Source organism: Pseudomonas sp. BF-R-01, from assembly GCF_019946615.1.
GTDB lineage: Bacteria > Pseudomonadota > Gammaproteobacteria > Pseudomonadales > Pseudomonadaceae > Aquipseudomonas > Aquipseudomonas migulae.
Map to the genome: position 1 here is coordinate 26,060 of NZ_JAGYFX010000013.1, position 15,794 is coordinate 41,853.

General features: G+C 60.7%; 13 protein-coding genes. 8 read left to right on the forward strand and 5 right to left on the reverse strand.

The genetic code is table 11. The annotated features are described in order from the left end of the window. Positions 1 to 45 precede the first annotated feature (45 nt). The 5 genes from KGB27_RS07820 to KGB27_RS07840 all read right to left on the reverse strand — a co-directional run bounded on the left by KGB27_RS07820 (position 46) and on the right by KGB27_RS07840 (position 4,883). On the reverse strand, positions 46 to 1,242 hold the full coding sequence (locus KGB27_RS07820) for an MFS transporter (RefSeq protein ID WP_223553810.1): 1,197 nt from the start codon (positions 1,240 to 1,242) through the stop codon (positions 46 to 48). Further along, positions 1,239 to 1,631 (reverse strand): GlcG/HbpS family heme-binding protein, encoded by a 393-nt coding sequence (locus KGB27_RS07825; RefSeq protein ID WP_008039127.1) that lies wholly within the window; start codon positions 1,629 to 1,631, stop codon positions 1,239 to 1,241. Before KGB27_RS07825 ends, KGB27_RS07820 begins: the two co-directional genes overlap by 4 nt. A gap of 84 nt (positions 1,632 to 1,715) precedes the next feature. Further along, positions 1,716 to 2,435, reverse strand: coding sequence for an IclR family transcriptional regulator (locus tag KGB27_RS07830; protein WP_207284603.1), 720 nt, complete (start codon positions 2,433 to 2,435; stop codon positions 1,716 to 1,718). Between the two features lie 276 nt (positions 2,436 to 2,711). After that, positions 2,712 to 3,827: a Gfo/Idh/MocA family protein gene (locus tag KGB27_RS07835; RefSeq protein WP_207284602.1), complete on the reverse strand. Its 1,116-nt coding sequence runs from the start codon at positions 3,825 to 3,827 to the stop codon at positions 2,712 to 2,714. A gap of 135 nt (positions 3,828 to 3,962) precedes the next feature. After that, on the reverse strand, positions 3,963 to 4,883 hold the full coding sequence (locus tag KGB27_RS07840) for a MurR/RpiR family transcriptional regulator (protein ID WP_223553812.1): 921 nt from the start codon (positions 4,881 to 4,883) through the stop codon (positions 3,963 to 3,965). Between the two features lie 321 nt (positions 4,884 to 5,204). Here KGB27_RS07840 and KGB27_RS07845 point away from each other — a divergent pair, with 321 nt between their 5' ends. The 8 genes from KGB27_RS07845 (at position 5,205) to KGB27_RS07880 (ending at position 15,654) form a co-directional block, all read left to right on the forward strand. Beyond that, complete coding sequence (locus tag KGB27_RS07845; RefSeq protein WP_223553815.1) at positions 5,205 to 7,142, forward strand: bifunctional 5-dehydro-2-deoxygluconokinase/5-dehydro-2-deoxyphosphogluconate aldolase; 1,938 nt, start codon at positions 5,205 to 5,207, stop codon at positions 7,140 to 7,142. 136 nt (positions 7,143 to 7,278) lie between these two features. After that, positions 7,279 to 8,172, forward strand: coding sequence for a myo-inosose-2 dehydratase (gene iolE, locus KGB27_RS07850; protein WP_223435177.1), 894 nt, complete (start codon positions 7,279 to 7,281; stop codon positions 8,170 to 8,172). After that, positions 8,169 to 8,978: a 5-deoxy-glucuronate isomerase gene (iolB, locus tag KGB27_RS07855; protein WP_223553817.1), complete on the forward strand. Its 810-nt coding sequence runs from the start codon at positions 8,169 to 8,171 to the stop codon at positions 8,976 to 8,978. Before iolE ends, iolB begins: the two co-directional genes overlap by 4 nt. A 30-nt stretch (positions 8,979 to 9,008) precedes the next feature. Further along, a complete protein-coding gene (locus KGB27_RS07860; protein ID WP_223553819.1) occupies positions 9,009 to 10,511 on the forward strand; it encodes a CoA-acylating methylmalonate-semialdehyde dehydrogenase in 1,503 nt (500 codons plus the stop codon). 25 nt (positions 10,512 to 10,536) lie between these two features. Further along, the gene (locus KGB27_RS07865; protein ID WP_223553822.1) at positions 10,537 to 11,358 is read left to right on the forward strand and encodes a TIM barrel protein; all 822 of its coding nucleotides are present in this window, start codon (positions 10,537 to 10,539) and stop codon (positions 11,356 to 11,358) included. Positions 11,359 to 11,494: 136 nt separating this feature from the next. After that, positions 11,495 to 13,426, forward strand: coding sequence for a 3D-(3,5/4)-trihydroxycyclohexane-1,2-dione acylhydrolase (decyclizing) (gene iolD, locus KGB27_RS07870; RefSeq protein WP_223553823.1), 1,932 nt, complete (start codon positions 11,495 to 11,497; stop codon positions 13,424 to 13,426). A 32-nt stretch (positions 13,427 to 13,458) separates the two neighbouring features. Then, entirely contained in the window at positions 13,459 to 14,469 is a 1,011-nt protein-coding gene (locus KGB27_RS07875) for a Gfo/Idh/MocA family protein (protein ID WP_008039111.1), read from the forward strand. Between the two features lie 132 nt (positions 14,470 to 14,601). After that, complete coding sequence (locus tag KGB27_RS07880) at positions 14,602 to 15,654, forward strand: Gfo/Idh/MocA family protein (protein WP_223553825.1); 1,053 nt, start codon at positions 14,602 to 14,604, stop codon at positions 15,652 to 15,654. The last annotated feature ends 140 nt before the right edge of the window (positions 15,655 to 15,794 follow it).

Below are 15,794 nucleotides of genomic sequence, written 5' to 3' on the forward strand. Positions count from 1 at the left end.
TCGCCGGCAAGCCGGGCTTCTGCTTTTGTGGTGTTCGCCATTGCACTATGCAAATTGCTCAAGCGAGTCTTTTCGGTTGAGCGACAGCAACCAGATCAGCGGCAACTGCGCAAGGATCACGGTCACGACACCGGCCCAGGGTGTGAGAGCCATTTGCCCATTGGCGACCAGGGCACTGCCGCTGGTTTCGCCCAAGGCGATACCGAGGTTGAAGGCCGAAATGTTCAGCGCCGAAGCGAACGCCACGGCGTGCGGGGTATAGCGTTCGGCGGTGGCCAGCATGCCGGCCTGGGCGGCGGGAGAGAGACCGAAGGCCAGCGCGCCCCAGAAAAACAGCATCACTACCATCGGCAGTTGATAGGGCAACAGCAGTGCGACCGCCGCCAGCACGAGTGTCAGTAGCACAAAGATCATTCGCAGCGCCGATTGCCAGCCCATCGTGGCCGCGAGTCGGCCCCCGACCAGATTGCCGACCAGGGTCGCAGCGCCGAATACGACCAACAACAAACTGGCGGTCGCGGTGGAAAAGCCGCTGATGTCGGTGAGGATCGGGGTGATAAAGGTGAAGGCGGCAAAGCTTGAACCGAAACCCAACACGGTCACGGCCATCATCGCCAGAATGGCCGGGTGCCTGAGTGCCGCCAGCTGAGTGAGAGCTTTGCCCGACGGTGGCGTCGGCACGTTCGGCAACCACCGCGCACTGGCTATCAAGGCCAGGGCAGCCAGCAGCGCGACCGCATAAAACGGCAGCCGCCACCCCATCGCGTTACCCAGGATGCTGCCAATCGGCACACCGATGACCATCGCCAGCGTCAGGCCGGCGAACATCACGGCAATGGCTTTGCTTGCCTGTCCCTTTGGCGCCAGGCTGGCGGCGACGGTGGCACCGATGGCAAAAAAACTGCCATGAGCAAGCGCGGTGATGATGCGTCCTGCCAGTAACCAAAGGTAATCGGTGGAGAGCGCTGCCAGCAGATTCCCGCCCAGAAACAACGCAATCAATGCCAGCAGCACCGGTTTGCGCGGCAGGCGCGCCAGTGCCAGAACGGTTAGCGGCGTGCCCAGTGCCAGCGCCAACGCGTACAGCCCGACCAGGCTTCCCGCGCGCGCCAGTGGGATGTCGAGGTCAGAGGCGATAGCCGGGAGAATGCCGACGACAATGAACTCGGCCATTCCGATAGCGAAAGCGGTCACCGCCAGCGCCACCACGCCAGGGTGAATACGTTGCGTGGTCGGATTCATGGGCGACCCGCTGCCTGCAGGGCAATCACCTGATCCGCCTCGACGGTCGCCCCGGCAACGCCAACGGCGCCGATGACCTTGCCGTGTTCATCACGCAGCACCACGCCACCGCCAAAGCTGATCAGGCCGCCGTTGGTAGCCTCCAGCGAGTAAATGGCTCCGCCCGGTTGCGCTTCCATACCCAGTTCGGCGCTGTCGGTGCGAAACAACGCAGCCGTGCGTGCTTTCTTCAGCGAAACATCGATGGCGCCTGGCACAGCGTCATCCATGCGCACGAAATGGCGCAGAAGTCCGGCATCGTCGACCACGCTGATGCAGACGGCGAAACCCTGATCACGCGCCTGCGCTTGTGCACGGTTAATGACCTGCTGGGACAATTGCTCAAACATTCGGGACTCCATTGAATAAAACGACAGGAACGCGATGATCCCGACGATTGCTTTTCAAGGGAATATGCCCCAGGCCATTGGCGGTTAAAGTTTGAGCATGTCGAACATTTCGCGCATGGCGTGGTTCGCCAACGTGCACAACGCTGTCTTGGGCAAGCGTGAGGCGGGCGCGGCAACACCGAGCGCCGCCACCACGCGACCTTGCAAGCGCAGGGGCAGGGCGACGCAGTTAAGCCCCGGCTCGGCTTCTTCAAGGTCTAACGCGTAGCCATGGGTGACGATACCGGCCAACTCGATTTCCAGTTCCGCAGGCAGCAAGTCCGCTCGACGCAGACTGCGACGCAGGTCCTCGTCAAAGGCCAGGAATATTTTACCGATGGCCGAGGTGGTCAGCCCGGCGCGACGCCCGCGCGGGCTTGCAACGCGCAAGTTGCCGCTGCCTTCCAGGGCATCCATGTAGAGGTATTCGCGGGTGCCACAGGGCGCTGCGAGGAAACAGGTTTCGCCACTGCGTTCGGCCAGCGTGCGCAGCGCAGGGGCAAAGGCTTCACGCAGCAACGCATCGGCGTCGTTCAACGGTTGAGCGATTTCGCGCAGGCGCAAACCCAACGCATAGTGGGTGCCACGGCGGGCAATGTAGCCCATGGCGGCCAGTGTATTGAGCAGGCCGTGCAAGGTGCTCTTGTGCAGTCCGGATTGCGCCGCAAGGTCCACCAAGCGGATTTCGCCCTCCGCCGCTGCGATGGTTTCAAGGATCATCATCGCGCGCTCGACGGACTGTATGCCTTTGTTCTCGTTGATCATGTGAGGGACGTTCGTTGGCCAGTAATGAGTCTGAGGTCCACGAGGAATAGTGCCTCGTGGTTCGGTGAAAGCCCATGAGTCGCAGGATTATCCACGCTGACAGGATTGGGCAGCAGTCCTGATCATCCGGGGGACTTGGTGCTGGCGTGAAGGTGGCCGGAGCGATTGGCGGGGAAAGTTTGATGATGTCGGAGTTTAGCGCGGGTGATTGTCTGCGCCGCTCGCAAAACGCCCGCAGCACGCAGAGCAATTGGCGTTCTTCAACGCCTATTGCGATCAGACCTCGCTGATATTGACCCAGCGCTGTTCCCGCGCCGCCAATCGAATCGCCGTCGCCAGTCGCTCCACTTCAAAGGCTTGCTCGAAATCGGTGCCGGCTTGTCCGTGGCCAGCCAAGGCCATGATCAGCTCATGCACTTCCAGCGTCTTCAACTCGTTGTAGCCCAACTGATGCCCCGGCGCTGGACTGAACGCTGCGTAACCGGGCAAGTCCGGTCCGGCGAGTAAACGCTGGAAACCGTCCTGGCCGGCGCGGCACAGGCGTAACTCATTCAAGCGTTCCTGATCGAACGCCAGGGTGCCTCGGGTACCGCTGATCTCGAAGCTCAGATGATTCTTGTAACCGTGCTTGAGCCAACTGCTGCTGAAGGTGCCACGGGCGCCGCTGGTGAAGCGCAGCAAGGCATGGGCGTGATCGTCGACAGCAATGCTGCGTTGATCCTGGCTACCGGCCGTGACCGGGCGCTGGCGGTGCACAGTCTGGGAGTCGGCGCACACCGCTTCGACATTACCCAGCAGATGGCGCGCCATGGCGAGCAAGTGACTGCCCAGATCCGCCAATGCCCCGCCGGCATGCCCGGCCTCACAGCGCCACGACCAGGGGGACGCTGGATCGGCCATGAAATCTTCGCTGAATTCGCCTTGAAAACTGATGATCTCGCCGAGTTCGCCGCTCAGAATCAATTCACGTGCCAGGCCAATGATCGGGTTGTGCTGGTAGTTGTAGCCGACACGGGTGACCACGCCGGCATCCTTGGCCGCCACGTGCATGGCATTCGCCTGTTCAAGGTTCACCGCCAGCGGTTTTTCGCAGTACACCGCCTTGCCGGCGGCAAGAGCGGCCATGGCCATCGGGTAGTGCAGATGGTTGGGGGTGGTGATGGCGATCAGGTTGACCTTGGGGTCGTCGATCAATTGCTGCCAGTCGCCATGGGCCTGCTCAAAGCCCCAGGCAGTGGCGCATGCTTGCGCACGAACGGGATCGGCGTCGGCCAGGGCGGCGAGGCGAAGCGTGAAGGGCAGTTCGAATGCCGCACTGACGTTGCGAAAGGCCAGGGCATGGGCACGACCCATGAAACCCGTGCCGATAAGTCCGATTCCGAGTTCGCGCATGACAGGATCCTTTGGATTCTTGTTTTCAGAGATCCAATTTATAGAATAAATATTCTCTTGTTTCAATTTTTAGAATAAATATTTACATCTGGTCGCTGAGTCGCCGTATGCGGAACCGTAACACCCGTGTCCGGGTCAGTCGTCGAACCCGATCTGTTCGTGAATCTCATCGACCTTCAACTCCAGTCGATAGGCCACGGCGATAAACAACGCCTGGCACAGGCACAGGGTCGCACTCAATGAACGGAACGCAAACGAACTGCCTTCGTTGACCAGCAGCAGGGTGTTGGCGCGCTTGGCCAGGGGCGAGAGATTGCTGTCGGTGATGATCAGGGTTTTCGCCTGATGATGCTGGGCGATGCGCAGGCAGTGCTGGGTTTCCTTGCCGTATGGCGTGAAGCTGATGGCGATCACCAGGTCATTGGCGCGCACGCTGCGCATCTGCTCGCGGTAGCTGCCGCCGAGCCCAGACACCAAATGAATGCGCTTGTTGGTGTGTTGCAGGTTGTAGACCAGGTAATCGGCTACCGCGAACGAACGACGCACGCCGACCACGTAGATGTTGTCGGCGTTGACCACCAGGTCCACGGCCTTGTCGAAGGCCTGGTCATCGAGTTCCAGCCCCAGTCGCTCGATGCCCGACAGGGTCGCGTCGATGCATTCGCGCGCCAGGTCGCCGCCGCTGGCTTTCTGCGACTTGTTGGCGATCATGCTGCGAATGCGCTGCTGGTAGTTCTGTACCGGCGTGGTTTTGTGGGTATACGCCTCGCGGAACAGCGCCTGCATTTCGCTGAAACCGCTGAAGCCGAAACGCTGGGAAAACCGCACGATGGCCGACGGGTGCACTTCGCACTCGCGAGCGATGTCGCTGATGCGGTCGACCATGATCCGGTCGCTCTGCTGGCTCATGTAACTGGCAATGCGTTTGAGCTGGCGCGGCAGGCTTTCGTATTCATTGGTGATCAGCTGCAGCAGACGCTCGGCATTGATCGGGGGGCTGACAAGATCGCTCTCGGGCGTGCTCTCGGTCGTATCCGGCTGATCGGTGCGGGACATAAGGAATCCTTCTGGCTTGTTCTTGGCTTGTTCTTATAGCGACGATGTTTCACCGCGTCCCAGGACAATAGGTTGGCTGTGCGCAGTCTACAGGGTAGGCCCGAACAAAATCATGGGCTTGCGGTAGTGTGAGGCTTGCTGAAACGATGCACCGCGTCTGGAGTGCTTGTAATGAAGCTTATTGGAAAAAATATTCCACGTAAAAATTATTTGGAATAATTATTGATTGTTCGGTCCCGGTCGTTTTAGTCTGCATCCACCAAGAGTGTTCGGCACGGTCATCGTCCTGAACACAGGCTGATAAAAATAACAGGAGCCAGCATGGGCCAGACTCGTTTTGCCAGTGGACGCCAATTGGATCTGATTTGCCTGGGGCGACTGGGTGTCGACCTCTATGCGCAGCAAGTCGGGGCGCGGTTGGAGGATGTGAGCAGCTTCGCCAAGTACCTCGGTGGATCGTCCGCCAACATCGCTTTCGGCACCGCCCGGTTGGGGCTCAAGTCGGCGATGCTGAGCCGGGTAGGGGACGACCACATGGGGCGTTTCCTGGTCGAATCCCTGGCCCGCGAAGGCTGCGACACCAGTGGTATCAACGTTGATCCGGAGCACCTGACGGCGATGGTGTTGCTCGGCCTCAAGGACCGCGAGACCTTTCCTTTGGTGTTCTATCGCGAAAACTGCGCCGACATGGCGCTACGGGCCGAAGACATCAGCGAAGCCTTTATCGCTTCCAGCAAAGCCTTGCTGATCACCGGCACGCATTTCTCCACCGACGGCGTCTACAAGGCGAGCATCCAGGCGCTGGACTATGCCGAAAAACACAACGTCAAACGGGTTCTGGACATCGACTACCGCCCGGTCCTGTGGGGGCTTGCCGGCAAGGCCGATGGCGAAACCCGCTTCATTGCCGACCAGAACGTCAGTCAGCATGTGCAGAAAATCCTCCCGCGTTTCGATCTTATTGTCGGCACCGAAGAAGAGTTTCTGATTGCCGGTGGTTCCGAGGACTTGCTCACCGCGCTGCGCAACGTCCGTCGATTGAGCGACGCGACCCTGGTGGTTAAGCTCGGCCCGCAAGGCTGCACGGTGATTCACGGGGTGATCCCGGAGCGTCTGGAAGATGGCGCGATTTATCCCGGCGTGCGGGTCGAAGTGTTGAACGTACTGGGGGCCGGCGATGCCTTTATGGCCGGCTTCCTCAGCGGTTGGCTGGAGGATGCCAGCGACGAGCATTGCTGCCGGATGGCCAATGCCTGCGGTGGCCTGGTGGTGTCACGCCATGCCTGCGCCCCGGCGATGCCGACCCGTGCCGAGCTCGATTACCTGTTCAACAGTCCGGTGCCGATTACCCGGCCGGATCAGGACGCCACGTTGCAACGCCTGCATCAGGTCAGTGTGTCGCGTAAGCCGTGGAAGCAACTGTTCATCTTTGCCTTCGACCATCGCTGGCAACTGGTGGAACTGGCGCAAAAGGGCGGTCGCGACCTCGGCGTCATCAGCGAACTCAAACAGCTCTTTATCAAAGCCGTGGAGCGGGTCGAACGCGATTTGCGCGAGCAGGGCATCGAGGCCGATGTCGGGCTGCTGGCGGACCAGCGTTTCGGCCAGGACTCGCTGAACACGGCCACCGGTCGTGGCTGGTGGGTGGCGCGGCCGGTCGAGATACAAAACTCCCGTCCACTGGCCTTCGAACACGGGCGTTCGATCGGCAGCAACCTGATTGCCTGGCCGCAAGAGCAAATCATCAAATGCCTGGTGCAATTTCACCCGGACGACGAGCCAATGCTACGCCTGGAGCAGGAAGCGCAGATCAAGGGTTTGTACCAGGCGTCGCAAGTCAGCGGTCATGAACTGCTGCTGGAAATCATCCCGCCCAAGGATCATCCCTCGACGCACCCGGACGTGTTGTATCGCGCGCTCAAGCGCCTCTACAACCTGGGCATCTACCCGGCGTGGTGGAAGATCGAAGCCCAGAGCGCCGAGGAGTGGAAACAACTCGACGAGCTGATCCAGGAGCGCGATCCGTACTGCCGAGGCGTGGTGTTGCTGGGCTTGAATGCCCCGGCGGCGACGTTGGCCGAAGGCTTTCAACAGGCGAGCCAGAGCCGGACCTGTCGCGGTTTTGCCGTGGGGCGAACTATTTTCCAGGAGCCAAGCCGTGCGTGGCTGGCCGGGGAAATCGACGACGAGGCGCTGATTCGACAGGTACAGGGCACGTTTGTCGAATTGATCGATGCCTGGCGCACAGCCCGCGCTTGACGCGACTCCGCGTTATCGTTGTTCGCGGGCAAGCCTCGCTCCTACAGATCACCGTAGCTTCCCGTAGGAGCGAGGCTTGCCCGCGAAGGCGGCCTCAGATTAAACGGAAATTCAGAAAACAATAAAAGGTGCAGCCATGCCCGCTATCCGAATTGGCATCAACCCGATCTCCTGGAGCAACGACGACCTGCCGTCCCTCGGTGGCGAGACGCCGCTGAGCACCGCCCTCGGCGAAGGCAAGGAGATCGGCTACGAAGGCTTCGAACTCAACGGCAAATTCCCCAAGGACGCCAAAGGCGTTGGCGATGTACTGCGCCCGTATGACCTGGCGCTGGTGTCCGGCTGGTATTCCAGTCGCCTGGCACGCCGCTCCGTGGCCGAGGAAATCGACGCCATTGCCAGCCATGTCGAGCTGCTGGCGAAGAACGGCGCCAAGGTGCTGGTTTACGGTGAAGTCGCTGATTCCATTCAAGGGCAACGTATACCTCTGGTCGAACGCCCGCGTTTTCACACCGAACAGGCGTGGCAGGAATACGCTGACAAACTGACCGAGCTGGCACGTTTCACCCTGTCACAGGGTGTACGCCTGGCGTATCACCACCATATGGGCGCCTATGTCGAATCCCCGTCGGACATCGACACCCTGATGGCGTTGACCGGCAGTGAAGTCGGCCTGCTGTTCGATTCGGGTCATTGCTACATGGGGGGCGGTGAACCTTTGCAGGTGCTGCGCAAACACATCTCACGCATTTGCCACGTGCATTTCAAGGACGTGCGCAAACCGGTAGTGCAGTTGGCGCGCAACAATCTGTGGAGCTTCCCGGACTGCATCATCAACGGCACCTTCACCGTGCCGGGAGATGGCGACATCGACTTCGCTGAACTGCTCGACGTGCTGCTGGCGGCCGATTACCAGGGCTGGCTGGTGGTCGAGGCCGAGCAGGACCCGGCGGTGGCCCCGAGCTACGTCTATGCCAAAAAAGGCTTCGACACCTTGCGTGCGCTGCTCGACGAGAGGACGGCACGATGAGCCAGCTGGTCAAAAGCAATGCCCGTGGCCGGACCATGGTCGAGTTGGGCAAAGGTGAACTTGAATACGTCGGTTTCGCCGCTTACCGCTTGAGCCTCGGCGAAACCCTGCCGGTCTCTGCCGGTGACAAGGAACTGTGCCTGGTGCTGCTCAGCGGCCGGGTCGGCATCAAGGGTGAAACGCCGGGGCAGGGCGTGTTCGACTGGGACAACCTTGGGGATCGTCAGTCGGTGTTTGAAGACAAATCCCCGTTCGCCGCGTACTTGCCACCCGGCAGTCAGGCCCGGATTGTCGCGTTGAGTGATGTGCAGATCGCCGTTTGCGCGGCGCCCGGTGCGCCAACCGAGAACCTCGGCCCACGGCTGATCAAACCCGAGACCATGAAACGCAGCGTGCGCGGCAAGGGCGCCAATACCCGCTACGTCTGCGACATCTTGCCGGACACCGAGCCGGCCCATTCGCTGCTGGTGGTGGAAGTGCGCACGCCTTCGGGGCACTCGTCGAGCTACCCGCCGCACAAGCACGACACCGACGACCTGCCGCACCAGAGCTTTCTCGAAGAAACCTATTACCACCAGATCAACCCGCCCCAGGGCTTCGTGTTCCAACGGGTCTACACCGACGATCGCAGCATCGATCAGGCCATGGCCGTGGAAAACAACGACCTTGTGGTCGTGCCCAAGGGTTATCACCCGGTCAGTGTGCCGTACGGCTACGAGTCGTATTACCTGAACGTGATGGCGGGCCCGAAACGCGTCTGGCAATTCCATAACGATCCGCAGCACAGCTGGCTGCTGGATCTCTGAATTCCAACCTCTGCACGGAGAACAAGCACAATGAGCGACGCCCAGGTTGTAGGTCATTACATCGATGGTCAGGTGCAAGACAGCGGCAGTGAAAGGTTCAGCAACGTCTTCAACCCGGCCACCGGCAGCGTTCAGGCGCGGGTCGGGTTGGCCAGCCAGAAGACCGTGGACCAGGCTGTCGCCTCGGCCCTGAAAGCCTTCCCGGCCTGGTCCGAGCAATCGTCCCTGCGGCGTTCGCGGGTAATGTTCAAGTTCAAGGAACTGCTCGACCGCCATCACGATGAGCTGGCGGAAATCATCAGCCGCGAACACGGCAAGGTCTTTTCCGACGCCAAGGGCGAGGTCACCCGCGGCATCGAAATCGTCGAATACGCCTGCGGTGCGCCGAACCTGCTGAAAACCGAGTTCAGCGACAACATCGGCGGCGGCATCGACAACTGGAACCTGCGTCAGCCGCTCGGTGTTTGCGCCGGGGTTACGCCGTTCAACTTCCCGGTGATGGTGCCGCTGTGGATGATTCCGCTGGCGCTGGTCACCGGTAACTGCTTCATCCTCAAGCCGTCCGAGCGCGATCCGTCCGCCAGTTTGCTGATGGCTCGCCTGCTGACCGAAGCCGGCTTGCCGGACGGTGTGTTCAACGTGGTCCAGGGGGACAAGACGGCGGTCGACGCCTTGCTGCAACACCCGGACATCGAAGCGATTTCGTTTGTCGGTTCAACGCCGATCGCCGAGTACATCCACCAGCAGGCGACCTCGCGTGGCAAGCGAGTACAGGCGCTGGGCGGGGCGAAGAACCACATGATCGTCATGCCCGATGCGGATCTGGATCAAGCGGCGGATGCCCTGATCGGCGCCGCTTATGGTTCGGCCGGTGAGCGCTGCATGGCGATTTCGATTGCCGTGGCAGTCGGTGATGTCGGTGACCGACTGATTGCCAAATTGTTGCCGCGTATCGATCAGTTGAAAGTCGGCAATGGCCTGCAGGGTGACACCGACATGGGGCCATTGGTGACCGCCGAACACAAGGCCAAGGTTGAAGGCTTCATCGATCAGGGCGTGGCCCAGGGCGCGCATCTGATCGTTGACGGGCGCAACTTCAAGGTGCCGGGTGCCGAGAATGGCTTCTTCGTCGGCGCGACGCTGTTCGACAACGTCACGACCGGGATGAGCATCTACCAGCAGGAAATTTTCGGGCCGGTGCTGGGCATCGTTCGCGTGCCGGATTTCGCCAGTGCCGTGGCCCTGATCAACGCCCATGAGTTCGGCAACGGCGTGTCGTGTTTTACCAGCGACGGCGGGATTGCCCGTGCCTTTGCGCGCAGCATCAAGGTTGGCATGGTCGGCATCAACGTGCCGATTCCGGTACCCATGGCCTGGCATTCGTTCGGCGGCTGGAAGCGCTCGCTGTTCGGCGACCACCATGCCTACGGCGAGGAAGGCATCCGCTTCTACAGCCGCTATAAAAGCGTGATGCAGCGCTGGCCCGACAGCATCGCCAAGGGCCCGGAATTCAGCATGCCGACGGCTAAATAATTCACCTGTGCGGAGAACAACAATAATGAGCAAGCCGCTGCGTTTCGCCTTGAACCGTATGGTCGCCCCACGCTTGTCCCTGCCTGCGTTCATCGAGTTGGCGGTGACCCTCAAGGCCGACGCCATTGAGATTCGCAACGACCTCAAGGGCATCGAGATCGAGGACGGGACCGCGCCCGGGCACGTCCGGGAGTTGTGTGCGGCCAAAGGCGTCACCGTGCTGTCGATCAACGCGTTGTATCCGTTTGATGTGTGGAATGACGAGCGCCGTGCGCAGGCGTTGAAACTCGCCGCTTACGCACGTGATTGTGGCGCGCAGGGGTTGGTCATGTGCCCGTTGAACGACCGGGCCGATCCGCGCAGCGAGGCCGAACGCGCTTCGGGCCTGCGCACGGCGTTGAGTCAGCTGGCGCCGATCCTGCGCGATCACGGCATCCTCGGTTTCATCGAACCGCTGGGCTTCGAAGAATGTTCGTTGCGGCGCAAACGCACGGCGGTCGATGCGATCAAGGCCATCGGCGGGCTGGATGTGTTCCGTCTGGTGCACGACACCTTTCATCATCACCTGGCCGGTGAACAGGAGTTTTTCCCTGAGTTGACCGGGCTGGTGCACATCTCCGGCGTCGAGGATACCGAAGCGCCGTTGGCGACCATCCGCGATGGCCATCGGGTGCTGGTGGGCGAGGGCGACATTCTCGGCAACGCGGTGCAGATCGAGACCTTGCTCGGCAGCGGCTACAGCGGCTACCTGTCGTTCGAACCGTTTGCCGACAGCGTGCATGGGCTGGTGGATATCGAGCAGGCGATCGGCGCGAGCATGGATCACCTGCAAAAATCCCTGGGCTGAGGCCAACGCGGTTCAAATGTGGGAGCGAGCCTGCTCGCGAAGCGGCGGCACAATCAATATTGATGTCGCCTGACACAACGCTTTCGCGAGCAGGCTCGCTCCCACAAGGGTTTCTTCGTGTATTGAAGGATCAGATATGACCACTACAAGACTGACCATGGCCCAGGCCCTGGTGAAATTCCTCGATAACCAGTACATCGAGGTCGATGGGGTTCAGAGCAAATTCGTCGCCGGGATATTTACCATCTTCGGCCACGGCAACGTGCTAGGTCTGGGGCAAGCCCTGGAGCAGGACAGCGGCGACCTGATCGTCCATCAGGGCCGCAACGAACAAGGTATGGCCCACGCCGCCATCGGGTTCGCCAAGCAGCATCTGCGACGCAAGATCTACGCCTGTACTTCGTCGGTGGGGCCAGGCGCGGCGAACATGCTGACCGCTGCCGCCACCGCGACAGCCAACCGCATCCCATTGCTGTTGTTGCCGGGTGATGTCTACGCCTGCCGCCAGCCAGACCCGGTGCTGCAACAGATCGAGCAGTTCCACGACCTGAGCATCAGCACCAACGACGCGTTCAAGGCCGTGAGCAAATACTGGGATCGCATCAACCGTCCCGAGCAACTGATGACCGCCGCAATTCACGCCATGCGCGTGCTCACCGATCCCGCCGAAACCGGTGCCGTAACCCTGGCCTTGCCGCAAGACGTGCAAGCCGAGGCTTACGACTACCCCGATTACTTCCTGCAAAAACGCGTGCACCGCATCGAGCGCCGTCCGGCGACCGAAGCGATGCTCGACGATGCCGTGGCGTTGTTCAAAGGCAAGCGCAAACCGCTGATCATCTGCGGCGGCGGAGTTAAATACTCTGGCGCCAACGCGGCGTTACAGGCCTTTGCCGAGCGCTTCGACATTCCCTTTGCCGAAACCCAGGCCGGCAAAAGCGCGGTGGTCTCCAGCCATGCCCTGAACGTCGGCGGCATCGGTGAGACCGGCTGTTTGGCTGCGAACCTGCTGGCCAGGGATGCAGATCTGATCATCGGTATCGGCACTCGTTACAGCGACTTCACTACCGCGTCGAAATCCTTGTTCCAGCACCCTGAAGTGCAATTCCTCAACCTCAATATCAGCCCGTGCGATGCTCTGAAACTCGACGGCGTGCAATTGCTGGCGGACGCCCGGAGCGGTTTGCAGGCGCTGGCCGAAGCGCTGGGCGACTACCGCTCCGGTTGGGGTGATCAACCCCGTCAGGCCAGGGCGCAGCTGGATGAGGAAGTCGATCGCCTTTATCAGATCGAATACCAGACCCAGGACTTCACCCCGGAAATCAACGATCACCTGGACCCGGCAGTGTTGCGCGAATTCATCGAGTTGACCGGCTCGTGCCTGACCCAGAGTCGCGTACTCGGCGTGCTCAATGAAGCCCTCGCGGATGACGCGGTGATCGTTGCCGCCGCCGGCAGCCTGCCGGGTGACTTGCAGCGCAGCTGGCGCAGCAAAGGCGTGAACACCTATCACGTCGAGTACGGATATTCGTGCATGGGCTATGAGATCAATGCCGCATTGGGGGTGAAACTCGCCGAGCCTGAGCGCGAGGTCTATGCGCTGGTGGGCGATGGCTCCTACATGATGCTGCACTCGGAACTGGCGACCTCGATTCAGGAGCGGCGCAAGATCAACGTGGTGCTGCTCGACAACATGACCTTCGGCTGCATCAACAACCTGCAGATGGGCAACGGCATGGACAGCTTCGCTACCGAGTTCCGTTACCGCAACCCGCAAACCGGCAAGCTCGACGGCGGTTTTGTGCCGGTGGATTTCGCCATGAGCGCGGCGGCCTATGGCTGCAAGACCTACAAAGTGAACACCGTTGAAGAGTTGCACGCCGCGTTGGCGGATGCGCGCTTGCAGACCGTGTCGACCCTGATCGATATCAAGGTCCTGCCCAAAACCATGATTCACGGCTACCTGTCCTGGTGGCGGGTCGGCGTGGCGCAAGTCTCCACCAGCGCCCGCACCGATGCGGTGGCCAAGACCCTGAACGAACGACTGGCCAAGGTCCGTCAGTACTGATTGCCCTGAAACGAACAAACAGGAGTGTTTATATGTCTTTGAAGCTTGGCGTCATCGGCACCGGGGCCATCGGCCAGGACCACATCCGTCGTTGCAGCCAGACCTTGCTCAACAGTCAGGTGGTCGCGGTCACCGACATCAATTTGCAGCAAGCGGCCAAGGTCGTTTCCGATCTGAAGCTGACTGCCGAGGTCTATCCCGACGGTCATGCGCTGATCAAGGCGCCGGAAGTCGAAGCGATCCTCGTCACCTCCTGGGGGCCGAGCCACGAAGAGTTCGTATTGGCAGCGATTGCCGCGGGCAAACCGGTGTTCTGCGAGAAACCGCTGGCGGTCACCGCCGAAGGCTGCCGCAAGATCGTCGAGGCCGAAGTGGCCCATGGCAAGCGGCTGGTGCAGGTCGGTTTCATGCGTCCGTACGATGAAGGGTATCGCGCGTTGAAATCAGTGATCGACAGTGGCCAGATCGGCGAACCGTTGATGTTGCATTGCGCTCACCGTAACCCCACGGTGGGCGAGAACTACAAGACCGACATGGCGATCACCGACACGCTGATCCATGAGCTGGACGTGCTGCGCTGGTTGCTCGACGACGATTACGTTTCGGTGCAGGTAGTGTTCCCGCGCAAGAGCAGCAAGGCCCTCGCGCATTTGAAAGACCCGCAGATCGTTCTGCTGGAAACCGCCAAGGGCACACGCATCGACGTGGAAGTTTTCGTCAATTGCCAGTACGGCTATGACATCCAGTGCGAAGTGGTGGGGGAGACCGGCATCGCCAAACTGCCGGAGCCGTCCCAGGTTCAATTGCGCAGCGGGGCGAAGTTGTCCAACGCGATTCTGATGGACTGGAAGGATCGCTTCATCGCGGCGTACGACGTCGAGTTGCAGGCGTTCATTGATGGTGTAAGGGCCGGGCAGGTGGGTGGGCCTTCGGCGTGGGATGGCTTTGCTGCCGCTGTCGCCGCTGATGCGTGCATCGAAGCGCAAAACAGCGGGGCGATCGTCAACGTCGCACTCCCTGATCGCCCCCGCTTCTACGGCTAACAATTATCCCCTGTGGGAGCGAGCCTGCTCGCGAAAGCGGTCCTTCAGTCGACAAAGATGGTGCCTGACACACCGCCTTCGCGAGCAAGCCCGCTCCCACAGGGTCCACGTTCTTTCAGGGGAAATACGTGTATGCGCATCGGACTTGTCGGTTACGGCCATGGCGGCCGGTTTTTCCATGCTCCGCTGATCAGCAGTTTGCCAGCGGCGACCTTCGTGGGCGTGGTTACCCGCTCCCCCGAGCGCCGACAATTGCTGGCCGCGGAGCATCCCGGCGTGCCAGCCTTCGACAGCATCGGCCAATTGGTGGAAGCCGGAATCGATGTGTTGGTGGTGTCGACACCACTCAAGGGCCGCCCGGCACTGGTGCTCGACGGCATTGAGTACGGCGTGGCAGTGGTCAGCGACAAGCCGTTCGCTGCCGATGCGCAACAGGCACAAACCCTGATTACCATGGCCGAGCGCCAGGGTGTGCGGCTCAGCGTCTATCAGAATCGGCGCTGGGATTCGGATTTCCTCACCGTACGCAAACTCATCGAGTCCGGCGCGCTGGGCCAGGTCACCCGTTTTGAGTCGCGGATCGAGCGCTACTCGCCGCAGTCGGTGAACAACGGCAGTGGCGGCGGCTTCCTGCGGGATCTGGGCAGCCATCTGGTGGATCAGGCGTTGTTGCTGTTCGGTCCGGTGACACGGGTCTATGCCGAACTGGATTACCTGGAGAAAGGCCAGACGTTCGATAACGGCTTTTTTATGTCCCTGACTCACGCCAGCGGTGTGACCTCGCACCTGGGTGGCAGTTGCCTGCAAAACACCCCCGGCCCGCGCTTTCGGGTGACCGGCACACAAGGCTGTTACAGCGTCGATGGTCTGGACGGGCAGGAGGCGTCGGCGCTTGCCGGGCTCTCGCCTAAAACCGAAGGCGAACGCTGGGGCGTGGAGGAGCACCGACGCTGGGGCTGGTTCGAGCAGGGCGAAGAGCGCGAACGGGTTCCCTCCGAGCGGGGCTGTTGGAATCAGTTCTATTTACAGCTACAAACCGCGTTGCAGAGCGGTGGCCCACTGCCTGTGGACGCCCGTGATGCACTGGCGACCACCCGTGTGCTAGACGCCGCGCGGCTGAGTTTCAAGCGCCATCAAGCGGTGGAGTTGAGCCCGTTCGAAAGCCATGGAATAAAATTAGAATAAAATTCTAAAATTGGTTGATATAGAAAATATTTTCCAATAAAGTCATTTCCAGCGAGCTGCCTCGCGTTATGTTTCAACACTTTTCCTGCTTGTCCGCTTACTGAAATCGTCACGCCTCATCCATAAAACCAACAAGAATG